This is a genomic window from Sphingomonas sp. TZW2008 (assembly GCF_002117915.1).
In the GTDB taxonomy this organism is placed as follows: Bacteria; Pseudomonadota; Alphaproteobacteria; order Sphingomonadales; family Sphingomonadaceae; genus Sphingomonas.
On the sequence record NZ_BDJB01000007.1, the window covers coordinates 40,873 to 59,237 of the forward strand.

Consider the following 18,365-nt stretch of genomic DNA (forward strand, 5'->3'; position numbering starts at 1 on the left):
AGGCCCCGGCGATCAGGCAGGCAGGGCGTCGGGCACGCGCGTCGGCAGCCCGTCAATGCTCACCCCCTCATGCCCGCGCCAATAGGCGAGGCGTTCGTCGTCCGAATATTTGGCGTTGTACTTGTTGAGCGTCTCACGCGGATGATCGAGCGTCATCTGTGGCACGCCCCAGCCGCACGACGTTTGCACCTCGTCGATCGCGACGACGAAGATCTGCCGCGTGCCGGGCAGCGGCGTGAACTGCGCGTGCAAATCTTGCCACTCGGCATCCTGCGGCAGCACCGCGCGACCGTGGCCGTAGATGCGAAAGATCAGCGCCGGTTGGTCGAAGGCGCAGAACATGATCGTGATCCGCCCGTCGGCGAGCAGGTGCGCATTAGTCTCGTTCCCCGATCCCGCCACGTCGAGATAGGCAACGGTACGCTCGTCGAGGATGCGGAAACTGTCCATCCCCTTGGGGCTGAGGTTGATCCGCACCCCCGCCGCGGCGGTCGCGACGAAGAAAACCGGCTGACGCGCGACGAAATCGCGATGCGCGGGGGTGAGGGCGGGAAAGAACTCGGCCATGATCGATGCTCCGCGCGTTGACGCGCACTGCAGGTGCGCATAGCTTTTGCGCATGAAACATGATCGCGTCACCGGCAGCAAGCGCAAATCGGTCAACCTGTCGATCGACGCCGGAGTGATCGCGGCAGCGCGCGAGGCGGGCGTCAATCTTTCCAAGGTCAGCGAGACGGCAATCAGGGAGGCTGCCCGGAAAGCGCAGGAGCTACGGTGGCAACATGATCATCGTGCTTGGATCGACGCGAACAACGCGTGGGTCGAGCAGAACGGGCTGCCGCTCGACAAGCTCCGTCTCTTCTGATGGCTAAGTTCGACGTCTATCCCGACGGCGAGGGCGAATATCTGCTCGATTGCCAGTCGGACATGCTTTCGGCGCTCAACAGCCGGTTCGTCGTCCCGCTCCGCAACGCACAGGCGCACGACGCCAGCGACCAGCGGCTCAATCCGCGCTTCGTGCTGGACGGTCGGGAAATGGTGATGCTGACCCACTTCGCCGCGGCGATCCCCGCCAAAATATTACGGCATCCCGTCAGCTCGTTCGTCGAGCATGAATATGAGATCGGCCGCGCCCTCGATCTACTGATCGGCCGCTACTGAGCGCTGCCACCTAGCGGAGGAAAAGACATTCTCGCAGCACCGCGACGCCGCTGCCCACCGCGCTGCAAACGACAGTCGAGGTCGGTACCGTCTCGATCAGCACTCGGGCGCCACCCGCGGGCTGACGTCAGGCGGCAGTGCCGCCCACCGTCAGCCCGCCGACCAGCAACGTCGGCTGGCCGACGCCCGCAGGCACGCTCTGCCCGCCCTTGCCGCACATGCCGATCCCCTCGTCGAGGGCGAAGTCATTGCCGACGCCGAGCACCTTGGTCAGCACCGTCGGGCCGTCGCCGATCAATGTCGCGCCCTTGATCGGCGCGCCGATCTTCCCGTTCTCCACCTTGTACGCCTCGGTGCACGAGAAGACGAACTTGCCCGACACGATGTCGACCTGTCCGCCGCCGAAGGATTTGGCGAAGATGCCGTTCTTCACGCGGCTCAGCAGCTCGGCGGGATCGTCGTTGCCGCCCTTCATGAAGGTGTTGGTCATGCGCGGCATCGGCGCGTGCGCGAAGCTCTCGCGCCGACCGTTGCCCGTCGCCTCAACGCCCATCAGCCGGGCGTTGAGGCGATCCTGCATATAGCCTTTGAGGAAGCCGTCCTCGATCAGGATCGTCTCACGCGTCGGCGTGCCCTCGTCGTCGATCGTCAGCGACCCGCGGCGGTCGCGGATCGATCCGTCGTCGACGACGGTGACGCCGCGCGCGGCGACCTGCTCGCCGATCCGGCCCGAGAAAGCGCTCGTCCCCTTGCGATTGAAGTCGCCTTCCAGCCCGTGGCCGATCGCCTCGTGCAGCAGGATGCCGGGCCAGCCGGGGCCGAATAGCACGGTGAACTCGCCGGCGGGCGCCGCAACCGAGTCGAGGTTCACCAGCGCCTGCGCCAGCGCCTCGTCGATCGCGCGATTCCACGTCGCTGCGTCGAACAGCGAATCGTACAGGTAGCGGCCGCCGATCCCGAACGTGCCGGTCTCGCGCCGGCCGTTCTGCTCAACGACGATCTGCACGTTCAGGCGCACCAGCGGGCGCACGTCGGTCGCGACGAACCCGTCGGGCCGCACGATCTCCACCACGCTCCACGTGCCCGACAGGCCGACCGATACCTGCGCAACGCGCGGGTCGCGCGCGCGGGCGGCGGCGTCGATCGTCTGGCACAGATTCACTTTGTCGGCGAAGGGCACCAGATCGAGCGGATCGCCGTCAGTGTAGAGCCGCTGGTTGGTGCCCGCGGGCGCCGCCGCCTTCGGCCCGGTCGACGGATCGATCAGCTGCATCGTCTCCGCCGCGCGCTTGATCGCGGCTTCGGACACCTCGCTCGCGTGCGCGAAGGCGGTCATCTCACCCGACACGGCGCGCAGGCCGAAGCCCGAATGCGTGTCGTAGCTCGCCGTCTTCAGCCGCCCGTCGTCGAACCCGAACGCCTCCGACTTGCGATACTGAAGGTACAGTTCGCCGTCGTCAGCCCGCCCGAGAGCGTCGGCGGTCAGCGCCTTCGCCGCTTCGGGGTCGAGCGCGTCGCGGTACAGGAACGAGCGGGGATCGGTTACGGTCATGGCGATGAATGTAGGGCGTGCGCCGCCCAACGCAAACGATCCTTGCCGCGTGCCTTAGCGCCGTGCCGTCTCGGCCGCCGGCGCCCGATCGGCGGCGAGTGACATCGCCGTCGCCGTGCCGCTCGCCGGGCGCAGTTCGAGCCAGTCGGTATGTTCATTGACGACGAGCAGCGCGACGCCGAGCAGGCCGATTACCAGGGCGAGGAGCAGCGGCGCGCGGCGCGACGCGGTTGAAGAAGGATCACGCATCTTTGTCTCCGGAGCAAAGGATGCGCGGCCAACGTCCATCACCGCCGCGGTGTTTCGCGCAGCGAACATCAGTGACAATTCGTCACACGGCGTTCAGCGACCGGCCAAATTTCCGCTTTGACGCCCCGTCGCTGGCGGCTTAGCGCCCCGCGCCGTCGCCGTGATCGCGCAGCGTCGCCTGGTCCGCGCCGTCCGCCGCGCCGCCGATCAGTACGAAGCGCCGGTCGCAATAGCCGCAGTCGACATAGCCCAACTCACTGATCTCGAGCCAGACGCGCGGATGGCCGAGCGCGGCGGGAAGCCCGTCGTGTGCGCCGTCACAGGCGACACGGTGCTGCGAAACGCGGGTGGTCTGCGGAGGCGCAATCATGCGGCCCGCGTTAGCAACGCGGCCCGGCGCTAGCAATCGCCTGCGCACCGGCCTAACGCTCCGGCCCATGAGCGATGCGGCGATCTCGATCAAAGACCTGTGCAAGACGTACGAGGGCGGCAAGCGCGCGCTCGATCGCGTCAGCTTCGATGTGCCGCAGGGCACGATCTTCGGGCTGCTCGGCCCCAATGGCGCGGGCAAGTCGACACTGATCAACACGCTCGCGGGGCTGGTCAACAAGACCAGTGGGACGGCGTCGATCTGGGGGTTCGACATCGATGCGCATCCGCGCAACGCCAAGGCATCGATCGGCATCGTCAATCAGGAGATCCTGTTCGACCCCTTCTTTACCCCGATCGAGACGCTGGAGATCCAGGCCGGGCTCTACGGCATCCCCAAGGCCGAGCGGCGATCGCTCGAGCTGTTGCGCGCGGTGCATCTGGAGGACAAGGCCAACGCCTATGCGCGCACGCTCTCGGGGGGCATGAAGCGGCGGCTGATGGTGGCTAAGGCAATGGTCCACTCGCCGCCAGTCCTGGTTCTCGACGAGCCGACGGCGGGCGTCGATATCGAGCTTCGCCAGCAATTGTGGGCCTATGTACGCGAGCTCAACGCAGGCGGCGTCACCGTGGTGCTCACGACGCACTATCTCGAGGAAGCCGAGCAATTGTGCGACCGGATTGCGATCATCAACCACGGGCAAGTCGTCGCCAACGAACCGACCCGCCAACTGCTCAGCCGCGCGCAGGAGAAGGTCGTCGCGGTGACGGTGGACCGCGACGTCGCCGCGCCGCCGGAGGCGATCTGTTTCGAGAAGGTGACGCTGGCGGGCGAGCGGACGCTCGAGATCACCTATTCGAAGGACAAGGTGAACGCGGGCGAAGTGCTCGCCGCGGTGCAGCAGGCGGGGTTTGGCATCGTCGACGTCTCGACGCGCGAAGCGGATCTCGAAGACGTGTTCCTCAGCCTGACGCGCAGCCCCGCCTGAGATCGGCGGCGCACGCCCGCACTCAATGCTTCTTTGGCTTGAGGTGCAGCAGGCCGACGATCACGCCGCCGATGACGATCCCGACCACCGCCGACAGCGCGGCATAGACGACCCACTCCGCCACCGGGCCGATCGCCGGCAGCGCGGCGCGCGCAGCGAGCGAGGCGTGGTGGATCCATTCGGGCAGCGGCGTCAGGTGGAAATGCTCGAGCCCGTGGACGATGATCTGCCCGCCGACCCACAGCATCGCTACCGTCCCGATGATGCCGAGCGCCTTCAGGATAACCGGCATCGCCGAGACCAGCCCGCGTCCGAACGCCTGCGCGCCCGCGCCTTCGCGCTGCGCCAATGCCAGTCCGATATCGTCCATCTTCACGATCAGCGCGACGACGCCATAGACGCCGACGGTGATCGCGACCCCGACGAGCGCGAGCGCGATCGCTTGGTTGACGAGGCTCTGGTCGGCGAGTTCGGCGAGCGCGATCGCCATGATCTCGCCCGACAGGATCAGATCGGTGCGGATCGCGCCCGCGACCTGGCGATCCTCCAGTTGCTTGGGATCGGTGATCTCGGCCGCCGCCTCGTCGTGGTGGCCGCCGGTGAACGCTTCGAGGATCTTCTCGCTCGCCTCGAAACACAGATAGGCCCCACCCATCATCAGGATCGGCGTGATCGCCCAGGGCGCGAACGCGGATAGGAGCAGCGCAGCGGGCAGCAGGAACAGCAGCTTGTTGCGAAGGGATCCGAGCGCGATCTTCCAGATGATCGGCAGTTCGCGCGCGGGGCTGAGCCCGGTGACGTAGCGCGGCGTGACGGCGGTATCGTCGATCACCACGCCGACCGCCTTCGATCCCGCCTTCGCGGAGGCCGCCGCGACATCGTCGAGGCTCGCCGCGGCGAGCTTGGCGATCGCTGCGATATCGTCGAGCAGCGCGACTAGGCCTCCGGCCATGCGGTCATTCCCCTATTGCGAACGGTGCAGACCGTCCTTGCTGGACGCCGAGCGCGCGGGCAAGCGCACGCGTTCCGCGGCCGAACACGAAAAAAAGGCCGACCCTTACGAAAAGGATCGGCCGGAAAAGTTTTTAGGAGAGGATGCCTGAAAGGCCTGATCCTTGTGCGACGCAGCATGATTCGCCGCAATTGCAAAAAAAACGAAGTGAATTGCATTTTGTGCAATCTTGCCTGCGCATCGACTTATCTGGAGCAGGACGTAAGACGGGCGTCATGACGCTTCCGACCCCGCCGATCGCCGCCACCCGTCCGCACCAATTCGAACGCCACGGCGTCTCCATCTCCGATCCCTGGGCCTGGCTGAAGGATCCCGACTACCCCGACGTTGGCGACAGGGACGTGCTCGCCTACCTCGAGGCGGAAAACGCCTATTTCGAGGCGATGATGGCCCCGCACCGCCCGCTCGTCGACCGGCTGTACGAGGAGATGAAGGCGCGCATCAAGGAGGACGAATCCTCGGTGCCGCAGAAGGACGGCGATTGGCTGTATTGGACGGCGTACGAGACTGGCGGCCAGTATCGCAAATGGTGGCGCCGCCCCGTCGGCGCGCCCGACGACGGTAGCGCCGATGTGCTGCTGCTCGACGAACCGGCGCTCGCCGAGGGTAAGGAGTATTTCCGCCTCGGCGCGTTCGCCGTGTCGAACGACGCGCGGCTGCTCGCCTATGCGATCGACGACAACGGGTCCGAGCGTTTCACCATCTACGTCAAGGATCTCGCCACCGGCGCGCTGCTGCCCGACACGATCCCCGGCATGCTGTCCGACATCGTGTGGACCGCGGACGATTCGGCGTTCCTCTACGGCCTCGCCAACAAGGAATGGCGCACCGACAATGCGCGGCTGCACGTGCTCGGCACCGATCCCGCCACCGACGTCGAACTCTATCACGAGGACGACGAGGGCTATCGCGTCGCCGTATCGGAAACGAGCGACCGGCGGTGGATCGTCATCGCGACGGGCGATCACGTGACGAGTGAGGTGCGCCTCTACCCCGCGAACGATCCGCAGGCGGCGCCGATTCTCGTCGCGCCGCGCCAGCCGGGGCGCGAATATGACGTCGACACGCACGGCGACACGCTGTTCATCCACACCAACGACGTGAACCCGATGTGGCGCCTCGTCACCGCGCCGATCGCCACCCCGGGCGAGTGGACCGAGCTGATCGGCCCGTCGGCGCATTTCTACATGACCGGCGTCGAATGCTACCGCGACTTCTTCATCGTCGAGGGGCGCGAGGACGGGCTCGATCAGGTCGCGATCCACCGCTACGACGCGCCCACGGTCGCCGAGCGCATCGCCTTCCCTGAGGCGAGCTACGCCGCCGGCAGCGGCGACAATCCCGAATACGACCAGACGGTCATCCGGCTCGGTTACGAATCGATGGTCACGCCGGGCACCGTCTACGATTATGACACTGCGACGAAGACGCTGGCGACGCTCAAGGTGCAGGAGATTCCCTCGGGCTACGATGCGGCCAAGTATCGCACCGAACGGCTGCACATCGCCGCGCGCGACGGCACGCAGATCCCAGTCTCGATCGTCTATCCGGCAGACTTCCCGCGCGACGGCAGCCGCCCGCTGTTCCTCTACGCTTATGGTGCGTACGGCCACGCGATCCCGCCGGGCTTCTCGACCGGGCGGCTCTCGCTGCTCGACCGCGGCTTCGCCTATGCCATCGCGCATATCCGCGGCGGCGACGATCTCGGCCAGCAATGGTATCACGACGGCAAGCTCGACAAGCGCACCAACACCTTCAACGATTTCGTCGACGTTGCGCGCGGGCTGATCGCGCAGGGCTGGACCAGCGTGGGGCGGATCGCGATCGCCGGACGCTCGGCGGGCGGCGAGTTGATGGGCGCGGTGGTCAATTCCGATCCCGAATTGTGGGGCGCGGTGATCGCCGACGTGCCGTTCGTCGACGTGCTCAACACCATGCTCGACGAAAGCCTGCCGCTCACCCCGGGCGAGTGGCCCGAATGGGGCAATCCGATCACCGATCCCGCCGCGTTCCAGCTGATCCGCAGCTACAGCCCGTACGACAACGTGCGCGCGCAGAATTATCCGCCGCTGTTCATCTCGGGCGGGCTCAACGATCCGCGCGTCACCTATTGGGAACCGGCGAAATGGGCCGCCAAGCTGCGCGCGACCAAGACCGACGATAACGTCCTGCTGCTCAAAACCAACATGGGCGCGGGCCACGGCGGCAAGTCGGGCCGGTTCGAGAGCCTGCGCGAGGCGGCCGAGGAGCACGCCTTCGTGCTGTGGCAGCTGGGCGTCGAGGCATGATCCTGCTCACCCTGCTCATGCAGGGTGCGGCGGCACCGGCCGCAGATTCTGCGCGCACCCCGGCGCAGGCTCCGGCGCCAGCGGTCACGTCCGCGCCATCACCCGCGGCAGTGGTGATGGGGGCAAGGCTGGCACGTACCGGCTCGATCATGGCGCTGCTGCCGCTCGTCGCGGCCAAGGACACCGACGATCTCGTCGCGGCGCATCCCGACCTGTCGCCGACCGAGCAGGCGCGGCTGCGCGCGACGGCGCGCACGACGCTCGCCGCCGGCATGGCGCGGATCGAGACAGCGTTCGGCACCGCCTACGCCAAGCGGCTGACGCCCGGCGAGCTCACCGCGCTCGTCGCCGCGGCCGAGCGCCATGAGCAGCAGCGGCTGCGCGCAGTGCAGCCGATGGTGATGGCGGAGGCGATCGCGTCGCTCGGCACGCTCGACTTCAAGAAGGACGTCGCTGCCGCCTTCTGCCGCGATACCGGCAAGCTGTGTAAATGAGCATTGAGGCGATCGTCGCGCGCTGGGGCATCGCCGCCGTGTTCGCCGGCGCGATGCTGGAGGGCGAGACTGCGGTGGTCGCCGGCGGATTGCTCGCTCACCAGGGGCTGATCGCCTGGCCGTTCGCCTTCGTCGCCGCCGCGGTCGGCTCGTTCCTCGCCGATCAGGCGTTCTTCGCCGCCGGGCGGCGTTACCGCGACCGCGCGTTCGTCCAACGCTGGGTGAAGAAGCGCGCCTTCGCCAAGGCGCTGCAGCTGCTCGAACGCTATCCGATCGGCTTCATCTTCGCGTTCCGCTTCCTCTACGGCTTCCGCACCGTCAGTCCTGTCGCGATCGGCACCAGCCAAGTCCCCACCGCGACCTTCCTCCCGATCAACGCCGCCGCGGCGGTGCTGTGGGCCGCGCTGTTCACCGCGCTCGGCTATTGGTTCGGCGAGGCGGTGACCGAATTCGCCGGCCGCCTGCGCCCCAGCCGCCACACGCTGCTCGTTGGCGTCGCCGTTCTCGCCGGCGGCTTCGCGCTGTTCCAGCTGATCCGCTGGTGGCGCGCGCGATGAGCTTCACCAAACCGTTCACCGCCGCGCCGGACGACATCGACGAGCTCGGCCACGTCAACAACGCCGTTTGGGTGCGCTGGGTGCAGGAACTGGCGGTAGCGCATTGGGAGCATGTCGCGCCGGCGGCGCATCGCGACGCCTATGTCTGGGTCGTGACGCGCCATGCGATCGACTATCGCGGCAACCTCGGCCCCGGCGAGACGGCGACCGGCGAGACCTGGGTGCCGGAGGCGCCGCGCGGCGCGCGCTTCGATCGCCACTTCCGCTTCACCGATGCCGCCGGCAAGACGCTGGTCGAAGGCGTCACCACCTGGGCGCTGCTCGATCGCGCCACCGGCCGCCTTCTGCGCGTCCGCCCCGACGTGGCGGCCCCGTTCCTGGAACGCTAGCCCCGCGACACGCTAGTCGCACCGCGATTATCGGATCGACGCAGTCGCGGCGGCGCTATCCCGAATTGCGCAGGCCCGTCGCGATCGCGTTGATCGACAGGAGGATACCCTCGCCGATCCGCGCATCCTCCTCGCCCGCGCGGTGGCGCCGCATCAGCTCGATCTGCAGCAGGTTGAGCGGCTCGATATAGGGCAGCCGCAGCCGGATCGACGCGTCGAGCGCGGGATGCTTTTCGAGCAGACGTGACTGGCCGGTGACGGCGAGTAGCCCGTCGTGCGTCTGCTGCCAGTCGTCCCTGATCCGGCCGAAGATGCGTGCGCCCAGCTTCTCGTCCTCGACCAGGCCTGCGTAGCGTTCGGCGATCCCCATGTCCGATTTCGCGAGCACCATCTCCATGTTGGCGAGCGTCGCGGCGAATAGCGGCCAGCCTTGCGCCATTTCGGCGAGGAGACCCTTGTCGGCGAACCCGGCGATCGCCTGGCCGACGCCATACCATCCCGGCAGCATCACGCGCGCCTGCGCCCAGCTGAATACCCAGGGGATCGCGCGCAGATCCTCGATCCGGTTCGATTTCTTGCGGCTAGCCGGGCGGCTGCCGATCTTGAGCCCCGAAATCTCCGCGATCGGCGTCATCTGGCGGAAGAAGGTGCGGAACCCCTCCGTGCCGTAGACGAGATCGCGATAGGCGTGGAACGCCGCGCCGGACAGCTGGTCCATCGCCGCTGCGAAGCTCTCGTTCTCGGCATTGGAGAGCGGCGCGGGCGACAGGCTGGCGAGCAGGGTGGCGGACGCGATTGCCTCGAGATTGGTCGTCGCACTCTCGCGCGTGCCGTATTTCCCCGCGATCACCTCACCCTGCTCGGTGATCCGGATGCGGCCCTGCACCGTGCCCGGCGGCTGCGCACGGATCGCGGCGAACGCCGATCCGCCGCCCCGCCCCACCGCGCCGCCGCGCCCGTGGAACAACTGCATGCCGACGCCCGCTGCCTCGAACACCGGCTTCAGTGCGGTCGACGCCTTCGACAATTGCCACGTCGAGGTTAGGTAGCCGCCATCCTTGTTCGAATCGGAATAGCCGATCATCACTTCCTGATGGCCGCGCGCACCGGCGATCGCCGCCACCGCGGGCAGTGCGAACCAGTCGGTCATGATGTTCGGCGCGGCTTCGAGATCCTCGATCGTCTCGAACAGCGGCACTGCCATCACCGTCGCGGTCGCCGGATCGCCGGGTACGTAGAGGCCGACCTCTTTGAGCAGCAGATGCACCTCGAGCAGGTCGCTGACCGATTTGCACATCGATACGATATACTGGCGGATACACGCCGGCCCGTAGGCGGCATGCGCGTCCGCCGCCGCCGCAACGATCGCGAGCTCGCCCGCCGTTTCCTCGCTATAGTCGATGAAGCGGCTGGTCAGCGGCCGCGCGGTCGCGAGTTCTCGTGTCAGCAGGTCGACGCGCGCCGCCTCGTCGAGCGCGGCATAGTCGTTGCACACCCCGGCGTGCACGAGCAGTTCGGCGACGACCCTCTCGTGCACCGCGCTGTTCTGCCTGAGGTCGAGCGTCGCGAGGTGGAAGCCGAACACCTCCACCGCGCGAATTAGCCGGCCGATCGCGCCGCCGCTCGCCAGCGGGCCATTGCCGAGCGGTCGCGCGATCGTGACGAGATCGGCGCGCAGATCGTCTGGGTTGGCATAGGGCTCGGCGGCGCGGCTCGGGCGCGGCGGCGGCGTGCCGGTCAGCTTGGCGTAGGTCGCGGCGGTACGCGCGTAGATGCCCGACAGCGCGCGTCGGTACGGCTCGTCGCGGCGGCTCTCGGCATCGTCGCCGCTCGCCTCGGCCAGCGCGATCACCGCCGCGTCGACCGCGGCGTGATCGGCCGAGATCGACAGTTCGGCACCGAGCGCGTGGAGCTGATCGAGGTAGAAGCCGATAGCGGCAGCGGACGCCTTGGCGAGCGCGGTCTTGAGCGAGTCGGCGGTGACGAACGGGTTGCCGTCGCGATCGCCGCCGATCCAGCTGCCGGGCCGGAGGAAGCCCGGGACGCGCGCACCCATCGCGCGGTCCCAGCGCTGGTAGAGTGCGGGGATCACGGGGAGGAACACGTCGCGCAGATAACTGAGCGCGGTCTCCACTTCGTCGGTGACGTAGAGCCGCTCGCGGCGCAGCACGCGCGTCTGCCACAGCAGCGCGACCTGCCGCACGATCGCCTCGTCGATCAGATCGCCCTCGGGCGTCTCGCGCGCACCGGCATCGCGCAGCGCCATCAGCGCGGCGATGCGGTTGCGGTGATCGATCATGCTTTTGCGGCGCACCTCGGTGGGATGCGCGGTGAGCACCGGTGCGATGAGGGCGTGATCGAGCAGCTTCGCGACCGCCGTTTTGTCGATGCCCTCGTCGGCCAGCCGCTCGAGCGCACTCGCGAGGTCCGCGCCCTCCTCCGCCGCGATCCCCTGTCGGTCCTCGGCGAGGTTGGCGAGCATCGAGAAGAGCATGAAGCCGCGCACGAAATCGAGCGTTTCGTCGAGGCTCAGTGCGTCGAGGTGATGATCGACGGGCGCGCCGCCGCCGCGGTGCCGCTCGACCGACGCGGCACGGATCGCCTCGGTCGCCTCGAACAATCGCGGGCTGCCCAGATCACGGATCACGTCGCCCAGGATGCGACCTAGATAGCGGATATCGTCGTTGTTGGTGACTGGAGGAAGCGCGCTCATCGCGTCATGCTGCACCGCACCAGAGGCATCGTCAACGCGCCCGCCGCGCGCCCCGCCGCCCGTCAACTGCCGGCCGACGCAGCGCCGCCAGTAGCGGCGCGTGCAGCCCGCGCGGCGGCGCGCGCCGCATCGCGCTCTTCGCTCGTCACCGTGCCGTCGCGGTTGGCGTCCATGCGGTCGAAGCGATCGAGCATCAGCTTGCCCCATTCGTCCGAATTGAGGCTGCCGTTGCCGTCGGCATCGTAGCGGTCGAACGCGCCGCGCAGCCGCGGCGGCAGCTCGTCACGCACCAGCCGATCGTCGCCATCTTTGTCGAGCCGGTGAAACCGCCGCTCGATCGAGCCGCCGAAGTCGAGCCGCGAGGTGACCGTTGGGGGACGGTAATTGGCGGCGGCGGCATTCTCGTCGGCGCTTGTCGTACCCGTGCCGCATCCGGCGACCAGCGGCACGATTCCCGCCAGCACGATCAACCCCCGCATGGACGCATTCCTCCTGTCGTTACGCGTCCAGCTCAACGTCCCAATACAGCCAATCGTGCCACGTCTGGTGGAGATAATTGGGCGGAAAGCTGCGCCCGTGCTCCTGCAGCTGCCAGCTCGTCGGGCGGATCGGCTCGACGTGCAGCGGCATCGCCGCCTGCCTGGGGGTGCGCCCGCCCTTCTTAAGATTGCACGGCGCGCACGCGGTGACGACGTTCTCCCACGTCGTGCGCCCGCCCTGCGCGCGCGGCACGACATGATCGAACGTCAGATCACGCTGGTCGGTGCCGCAATATTGGCAGGCGAAGCGATCGCGCAGGAACAGGTTGAAGCGCGTGAACGCAGGGAACTGCGACGGCTTCACATATTGCTTCAGCGCGATCACCGACGGCAGCTTCATCGCGTGGGTGGGACTGCGCACCTCGCGCTCGTAATGCGCGACGATATCGACGCGATCGAGAAACACCGCCTTGACCGCGGTCTGCCACGGCCAGATGCTGAGCGGATAATAGGACAGGGGCGTGTAATCGGCGTTGAGAACGAGCGTCGGGCACGCCTCCGGGTGGCGGATCAGATCGGGATGGAACAAGCGCGCTCCCCTTCGATACCGTGTCGCCGGTGCATGTCGCGCCCGGCGGTGACGCCATGATGACAGCCGGCAAAACGCCGGGTCAAGGGGAGAGGATGCAATGACCGACACGAGCCAGGGCGCCGCGGGCGAAAGCGTGACCTACGCCGTCGCCGATCACGTCGCGACGATCACGCTCAACCGCCCGCACCGCCGCAACGCGCTGAACTGGGACGCTTACGCCAAGCTCGAGGCCGCGTTCCGCCGCGCCGTGACCGACGAGGACGCGCGCTGCGTCATCGTTACCGGCGCCGATCCCGCCTTCTGCTCGGGCGACGATGTCGGCGAGATCATGGCCGGCCCCGATGCCTTTGCCAGCCGCAAGGCCCCGCCCGTCGTGCGCCACCAGCCGACGCCGGCGGCGATCGCCGCGCTCGAATGCGACAAGCCGGTGATTGCCGCAGTCAACGGCGCGGCGGTCGGCTGGGGGATGGAGCTCGCGCTCTACGCCGATATCCGCATCGCGTCGGACAGGGCGAAGTTCGCCGAGCTGTTCATCAAGCGCGGGCTGGTGTGCGACGTCGGCGGCTTCTACCGCCTGCCCGCGATCGTCGGGCCAGCGAAGGCCGCCGAGCTGCTCTTCACCGGCGACGTGATCGACGCGGCCGAAGCGGCGCGCGTCGGGCTGGTGCGCGAGGTGGTGCCGCACGACGCGCTGATGGCGCGCGCACGCGAGCTTGCCGGGCGGATCGCCGCCAACCCGCCGCTCGCGCTGCGCTACATGAAGGAGGGGCTGCGCCGCGCGGCGTACGGCGACGCGCGCGAGCTCGGCGGCTGGGCGATCGAGACGATCCGCCGCCTGATGGCGACCGAGGACCACCAGGAGGGGGTCGCTGCCTTCATGGAGAAGCGCGAGCCGCGGTTCAGCGGCCGCTGACGGGCGAGGGCGGAGGCAGCTCCCCGCCGCTTCGCGTCGATGACGCTGCGGGGCGCGCGGCGCGAGACAGCCCGCGCGCCTCTTGCCGCCACCCCCGCCGGGCCGCACATCGTGGGCGTGATCGTCACCCGCTTCGCTCCCTCGCCCACCGGGCGGCTGCATCTCGGCCACGCGTACAGCGCGATCCTGGCGCACGATCACGCGCGCACGCACGATGGGCGCTTCCTCGTCCGGATCGAGGATATCGACGGCACGCGCAGCCGCCCCGAGCATGTTGCAACGATCCTCGACGATCTCGCCTGGCTCGGACTCGCGTGGGATGGCGAGATCGTGTTCCAGTCCGCGCGGCTCGCCGCTTACGCCGCCGCGCTCGACCGGCTGCGCGGCGCGGGGCTGCTGTACCGCTGCTATTGCACGCGGGCAGAGATCGCCGCCGCCAGCCTTGCCGCCCCGCACGGTGCCGAGCCGGTCTATCCGGGCACGTGCCGGAAGCGCGCCGACGACCCCGAACGCCCGTATTGCTGGCGGCTCGACATGGCCGCTGCCGCCACGCAGGCGGGCCCGCTCGCCTGGACCGATCACGGCGAAACGATCCGCGCCGATCCGCTCGCGGCGGGCGACGTCGTCCTCGCGCGCAAGGATGCGCCGGCGAGCTATCACCTCGCCGTCACGATCGACGATGCGTGGCAGGGCGTCACCGACGTGATCCGCGGTGTGGACCTGTTCGCCGCCACTCACGTCCATCGCCTGCTCCAGGCGCTGCTCGACCTGCCGACCCCGGCCTACCATCATCATCCGCTGCTGCTCGGCCCCAACGGGCGCCGGCTCGCCAAGCGCGACGGCGCCCCCGCACTCGCCGACCTGCGCGCACGCGGCGTCGATGGCCGGGCGGTCGCCGACGATCTTCGCTGCGGACGGCTTTCAAACCCCGTCGACGACGCCTAGATAGGGCGCATGCAGACGTTTCTGGTGATCCTCCTCGTCGCAGCCATGATCGCGACGCTCGTTGCCCTGATCCGCGGCATCGTCGCTTTCCTGAAAAGCGCGAGCGACGAGGCGCACGGTATCAACACCGGCGGCCCGAGCGCGAGCCAGCTCAAGTCGAACCGCATGATGCAGCAGCGCATTCTGTTCCAGGCGCTGGCGGTGCTGATCGTCGTTGTCCTGCTGTTCGCCGCCGGCCGTACCTGACGCCGCCCCCCTGTCACTGACGCTCGGTGGTTAAGCTCAACAAGATCTACACGCGCACTGGCGACGATGGGACCACCGGTCTCGTCGATGGTAGCCGCGTCTCGAAGGCTGATCCCCGCATGGAGGCGATCGGTGATGTCGACGAGGCAAACAGCGCGATCGGCGTCGCGATCGCCAGTCTGGCCGATCATCCGATCGTGGCGGAACTGTCGCGCATCCAGAACGACCTATTCGATCTCGGCGCCGATCTCGCAACGCCGGGCGACGATTTCGCGCCGTCCGACATGACGCTGCGCATCGTGCCCGCGCAGGTTACGTGGGTCGAGCACGCGATCGACGCGTTGAACGACGGGATGGCGCCGCTCACCAGCTTCATCCTGCCCGGCGGCGCGGCGGCATCACTGCATCTCGCGCGCGCAATCGTGCGCCGTGCGGAGCGTGCATGTGTTTCAATTCACGGCCCAATCAACCCCGCAGCTTTGATGTATATCAATCGCCTAAGTGATTATTTGTTCGTCGCGTGCCGTTGGGTGAACCAACAAGGCACCGCGGACGTTCTTTGGGTGCCTGGGGGATCGCGCTAGCACCAGCCGGCGGATTTCCCGCTTTCGGCCTGCCGTTCGCGTTCCGATGGAAGGAACAGGATGCAGGTTCAGCCAACGTCGGCGTCGGACGAACTCGCGACGCGCTACATAGAAGTTCGCGCGCTGACCGGTGCGCTTGTCGCTCCGCTCGGCGATGCCGACGCGACGGTCCAGTCGATGGACGATGCCTCGCCGGCGAAATGGCATCTCGCCCACACCAGCTGGTTTTTCGAGACCTTCATCCTGCGCGATCACGTGCCAGGCTATCGGCTGCACGATCCGCGCTTCCCGTTCCTGTTCAACAGCTATTACGAGGCGGAAGGGCGACGTCACGCGCGCGGTCGGCGCGGCATGATCACGCGCCCGTCGCTCGATGAAGTGCTCGCCTATCGTGCTGCGGTCGATGCGGCGCTGGTCGCCGCGCTGCCTAATCTTGGCGAGGATGCGCGAACGCTCGTCGCGCTCGGCTGCCACCACGAGCAGCAGCACCAGGAGCTGCTCGTCACCGATATGCTGCACCTCTTCTCGGAGAACCCGCTCGAGCCGGCGATCTGGCCCGCCGCGCCCAAGGTGCCGGTCGCGATGCCGGCGCCGATCGGCTGGATCGCACGCGACGAGGCGATCGTGGACATCGGGCACAACGGGGCGGGCTTCGCGTTCGACTGCGAAGGGCCACGCCACCGCGCGCTGGTGCCGGCGCACCGTATCGCCGACCGCACCGTCACCAACGGCGAGTGGCAGGCGTTCATCGCCGACAGCGGCTATGGCGAACCGCGTTGGTGGCTGGCTGATGGCTGGGCGTGGGTGCAGCGCGAGGGCATCACCGCGCCGCTCTATTGGGAAGAACGCGACGGCATCTGGACGCGCTTCGGGCTCGACGGTCGCCGCCCGGTCGATCCCGCCGCGCCGGTGACGCACGTCAGCTTCTACGAGGCGGATGCCTATGCCAGCTGGGCGGGCGCACGACTGCCGACCGAATTCGAATGGGAAGCCGCCGCCGCCGCGCACGATCCCGCCGCGGGCAACCAGCTCGACCGCGCCGGTGCGATCGAACCCCGGCCCGCAGGCGACGGCCCGGCCCTCTTCGGCGACGTGTGGGAATGGACCGGCAGCGCCTATCGCCCCTATCCCGGCTTCGCCGCCGCGGAAGGCGCGGTGGGCGAATACAACGGCAAGTTCATGAGCGGCCAGTTCGTGCTGCGCGGCGGATCGTGCGCCACGCCGCGCGGGCACGTGCGCGCCTGCTACCGCAACTTCTTCTACCCCCATCAGCGCTGGCAGTTCACCGGCGTCAGGCTGGCCAAGAATGCCTGACACAGCGCTTCGCGAAAGGACGCCAATGCTCAAGCCAGAGATCGAGGACGGCCAGGCGTCGCTCGCCGACCCGCAGTTCCGCGCCGACGTCCTCGCCGGGCTCGAACGCCGGCCGCGTGCGCTCCCCGCGCGCTGGTTCTACGACCATCGCGGATCGCAATTGTTCGAACAGATCACCGAGCTGCCCGAATATTATCCGACGCGTACCGAGACCGCGATCCTCCAGCGGGTCGCGCCCGAGCTCGCGCGCCTCGTCCCCGCCGACGCGGCACTGGTCGAGTTCGGATCGGGTTCGTCGACCAAGACGCCGCTGGTGATCGATGCGGTGAAGCCGTCGGCCTATGTACCAATCGACATATCGGGCGATTTCCTGCGCGAATCCTCGCGAGCCTTGTCTGCCGCCTATCCCGACCTGTTCGTGCTGCCGTTCGAGGCCGATTTCACCCGCGCGCTCACCTTGCCCAACACGATCGCGGCGGCGCCCAAGCTCGGCTTCTTTCCCGGCTCGACGATCGGCAATCTCATCCCGCACGCCGCGGTCGATCTGCTGCGCGCGATGCGCGGCTCACTCGGGCTCGGCGCGCATCTGCTGATCGGGATGGACCGGATCAAAGACGCCGACGTGCTGACGCGCGCCTATGACGATGCCGCCGGCGTGACCGCCGCGTTCAACATGAACCTGCTCGAGCGGATCAATCGCGAGCTTGACGGCACCGTGCCGCTCGACGCCTTCACGCATCGCGCGCGCTGGAACGACGATCGCGCGCGGATCGAGATGCATTTGGAGGCGCTGCGCGACGTCGCGTTCGAGGTCGAAGGGCGGCCCTTCGCGATCGAGGCGGGCGCGACGATCCACACCGAGAACAGCCATAAATATGGCCCGCGCGACGCCCGCATCCTGCTGCGCGCTGGCGGCTGGACGCCGGTCGCCGAGTGGACCGATCCCGACGGGCTGTTCGGCGTCTACCTCGCCGAGGCACAGGCCGAGCGCCCCGCCCCCTAGGAGCCGATCCGATGAGCGAGACCGCCGAGCGTGACGATCCCGAACTGTGGGAAAAGGTGAAGGCGCGCGTCACCGCTGGTGCGAAGGGCGGCAAGAAGGGCGAATGGTCCGCGCGCAAGGCGCAGCTCGCGGTCGCCGAATACAAGAAGGCGGGCGGCGGCTACGTCGGCGAGAAGGACGCCGACAACAGCCTGCACGAATGGACCGAGGAAGAGTGGGGCACGAAGTCGGGCAAGAAGAGCGGCGAGACGGGCGAGCGCTACCTGCCCAAGAAGGCGCGCGCAGTGCTGAGCAAGGAAGAATACGCACGCACCACCGCCAAGAAGCGTCGCGATACCGCCAAGGGCAAGCAATTCTCCGATCAGCCAGCCGACGTCGCGGAGAAGACCGCCCGCTACCGCGACCGCGGTGGCGAGCCGACCAAGGCTGATCTCCTCGCCGAGGCGCGCGACCGCGACATCAAGGGCCGCTCGACGATGACCAAGGCTGAGCTCGCCAAGGCGCTCGGCAAGTAGC

Annotated in this window: 22 protein-coding genes; 14 read left to right on the forward strand and 8 right to left on the reverse strand. The window is 68.0% G+C overall.

Going from position 1 to position 18,365, the window contains the following annotated elements; translation table 11 throughout:
* Positions 1–12 precede the first annotated feature (12 nt).
* The gene (locus B7L05_RS08900; protein WP_085810082.1) at positions 13–567 is read right to left on the reverse strand and encodes a pyridoxamine 5'-phosphate oxidase family protein; all 555 of its coding nucleotides are present in this window, start codon (positions 565–567) and stop codon (positions 13–15) included.
* A 52-nt stretch (positions 568–619) separates the two neighbouring features.
* On the opposite strand from B7L05_RS08900, the gene B7L05_RS08905 reads away from it, so the two are divergent.
* Positions 620–865 (forward strand): type II toxin-antitoxin system CcdA family antitoxin, encoded by a 246-nt coding sequence (locus B7L05_RS08905; RefSeq protein ID WP_085809921.1) that lies wholly within the window; start codon positions 620–622, stop codon positions 863–865.
* On the forward strand, positions 865–1,161 hold the full coding sequence (locus B7L05_RS08910) for a CcdB family protein (protein ID WP_085809922.1): 297 nt from the start codon (positions 865–867) through the stop codon (positions 1,159–1,161). The genes B7L05_RS08905 and B7L05_RS08910 overlap by 1 nt, the downstream gene beginning before the upstream one ends.
* 127 nt (positions 1,162–1,288) lie before the next feature.
* Here B7L05_RS08910 and tldD read toward each other — a convergent pair whose 3' ends face one another.
* From tldD to B7L05_RS08925, 3 genes are all read right to left on the reverse strand, one after another.
* Positions 1,289–2,713 carry a metalloprotease TldD gene (tldD, locus tag B7L05_RS08915; protein ID WP_085809923.1) on the reverse strand — a complete coding sequence of 475 codons (1,425 nt, stop codon included), beginning with the start codon at positions 2,711–2,713 and terminating at the stop codon, positions 1,289–1,291.
* Positions 2,714–2,767: 54 nt separating this feature from the next.
* Positions 2,768–2,962 carry a hypothetical protein gene (locus B7L05_RS08920; RefSeq protein ID WP_144037207.1) on the reverse strand — a complete coding sequence of 65 codons (195 nt, stop codon included), beginning with the start codon at positions 2,960–2,962 and terminating at the stop codon, positions 2,768–2,770.
* 139 nt (positions 2,963–3,101) lie between these two features.
* Positions 3,102–3,332, reverse strand: coding sequence for a zinc-finger domain-containing protein (locus B7L05_RS08925; RefSeq protein WP_085809925.1), 231 nt, complete (start codon positions 3,330–3,332; stop codon positions 3,102–3,104).
* A 67-nt stretch (positions 3,333–3,399) separates the two neighbouring features.
* Between B7L05_RS08925 and B7L05_RS08930 the strand changes: the two genes are divergently transcribed.
* Positions 3,400–4,320, forward strand: coding sequence for an ABC transporter ATP-binding protein (locus B7L05_RS08930; protein ID WP_085809926.1), 921 nt, complete (start codon positions 3,400–3,402; stop codon positions 4,318–4,320).
* A 22-nt stretch (positions 4,321–4,342) separates the two neighbouring features.
* On the opposite strand, the gene B7L05_RS08935 is transcribed toward B7L05_RS08930, so the two are convergent.
* Positions 4,343–5,272: a DUF808 domain-containing protein gene (locus B7L05_RS08935; protein WP_085809927.1), complete on the reverse strand. Its 930-nt coding sequence runs from the start codon at positions 5,270–5,272 to the stop codon at positions 4,343–4,345.
* A gap of 275 nt (positions 5,273–5,547) precedes the next feature.
* Between B7L05_RS08935 and B7L05_RS08940 the strand changes: the two genes are divergently transcribed.
* From B7L05_RS08940 to B7L05_RS08955, 4 genes are read left to right on the forward strand one after another with little or no spacing between them, the layout of a single operon-like run.
* Positions 5,548–7,620, forward strand: a complete 2,073-nt coding sequence (locus tag B7L05_RS08940) for a S9 family peptidase (RefSeq protein ID WP_085809928.1) — start codon at positions 5,548–5,550, stop codon at positions 7,618–7,620.
* Positions 7,617–8,114 (forward strand): hypothetical protein, encoded by a 498-nt coding sequence (locus B7L05_RS08945; protein ID WP_085809929.1) that lies wholly within the window; start codon positions 7,617–7,619, stop codon positions 8,112–8,114. The genes B7L05_RS08940 and B7L05_RS08945 overlap by 4 nt, the downstream gene beginning before the upstream one ends.
* A complete protein-coding gene (locus B7L05_RS08950; protein ID WP_085809930.1) occupies positions 8,111–8,671 on the forward strand; it encodes a DedA family protein in 561 nt (186 codons plus the stop codon). Before B7L05_RS08945 ends, B7L05_RS08950 begins: the two co-directional genes overlap by 4 nt.
* A complete protein-coding gene (locus tag B7L05_RS08955; RefSeq protein WP_085810083.1) occupies positions 8,668–9,060 on the forward strand; it encodes a thioesterase family protein in 393 nt (130 codons plus the stop codon). Before B7L05_RS08950 ends, B7L05_RS08955 begins: the two co-directional genes overlap by 4 nt.
* Positions 9,061–9,115: 55 nt before the next feature.
* Here the strand turns inward: B7L05_RS08955 and ppc are convergent, their stop codons facing one another.
* The 3 genes from ppc to B7L05_RS08970 form a co-directional block, all read right to left on the reverse strand.
* Complete coding sequence (gene ppc, locus B7L05_RS08960) at positions 9,116–11,773, reverse strand: phosphoenolpyruvate carboxylase (protein WP_085809931.1); 2,658 nt, start codon at positions 11,771–11,773, stop codon at positions 9,116–9,118.
* Positions 11,774–11,835: 62 nt separating this feature from the next.
* Complete coding sequence (locus tag B7L05_RS08965; protein WP_085809932.1) at positions 11,836–12,252, reverse strand: EF-hand domain-containing protein; 417 nt, start codon at positions 12,250–12,252, stop codon at positions 11,836–11,838.
* 19 nt (positions 12,253–12,271) lie between these two features.
* Positions 12,272–12,841 (reverse strand): HNH endonuclease, encoded by a 570-nt coding sequence (locus B7L05_RS08970; RefSeq protein ID WP_085809933.1) that lies wholly within the window; start codon positions 12,839–12,841, stop codon positions 12,272–12,274.
* Positions 12,842–12,941: 100 nt separating this feature from the next.
* Here B7L05_RS08970 and B7L05_RS08975 point away from each other — a divergent pair, with 100 nt between their 5' ends.
* The 7 genes from B7L05_RS08975 to B7L05_RS09005 are packed head-to-tail and all read left to right on the forward strand — an operon-like array spanning position 12,942 to position 18,364.
* Positions 12,942–13,757, forward strand: coding sequence for an enoyl-CoA hydratase/isomerase family protein (locus B7L05_RS08975; protein WP_085809934.1), 816 nt, complete (start codon positions 12,942–12,944; stop codon positions 13,755–13,757).
* 39 nt (positions 13,758–13,796) lie between these two features.
* Positions 13,797–14,702 (forward strand): tRNA glutamyl-Q(34) synthetase GluQRS, encoded by a 906-nt coding sequence (gene gluQRS / locus B7L05_RS08980; protein WP_085809935.1) that lies wholly within the window; start codon positions 13,797–13,799, stop codon positions 14,700–14,702.
* A 9-nt stretch (positions 14,703–14,711) separates the two neighbouring features.
* Entirely contained in the window at positions 14,712–14,948 is a 237-nt protein-coding gene (locus B7L05_RS08985) for a twin transmembrane helix small protein (RefSeq protein WP_085809936.1), read from the forward strand.
* Between the two features lie 26 nt (positions 14,949–14,974).
* Positions 14,975–15,532 carry a cob(I)yrinic acid a,c-diamide adenosyltransferase gene (locus tag B7L05_RS08990; protein ID WP_085809937.1) on the forward strand — a complete coding sequence of 186 codons (558 nt, stop codon included), beginning with the start codon at positions 14,975–14,977 and terminating at the stop codon, positions 15,530–15,532.
* 60 nt (positions 15,533–15,592) lie between these two features.
* Positions 15,593–16,846, forward strand: a complete 1,254-nt coding sequence (egtB, locus tag B7L05_RS08995) for an ergothioneine biosynthesis protein EgtB (RefSeq protein WP_085809938.1) — start codon at positions 15,593–15,595, stop codon at positions 16,844–16,846.
* Positions 16,847–16,871: 25 nt separating this feature from the next.
* Positions 16,872–17,849, forward strand: coding sequence for an L-histidine N(alpha)-methyltransferase (gene egtD / locus B7L05_RS09000; protein WP_085809939.1), 978 nt, complete (start codon positions 16,872–16,874; stop codon positions 17,847–17,849).
* 11 nt (positions 17,850–17,860) lie between these two features.
* Positions 17,861–18,364 (forward strand): hypothetical protein, encoded by a 504-nt coding sequence (locus B7L05_RS09005; RefSeq protein ID WP_085809940.1) that lies wholly within the window; start codon positions 17,861–17,863, stop codon positions 18,362–18,364.
* Position 18,365 lies beyond the last annotated feature (1 nt).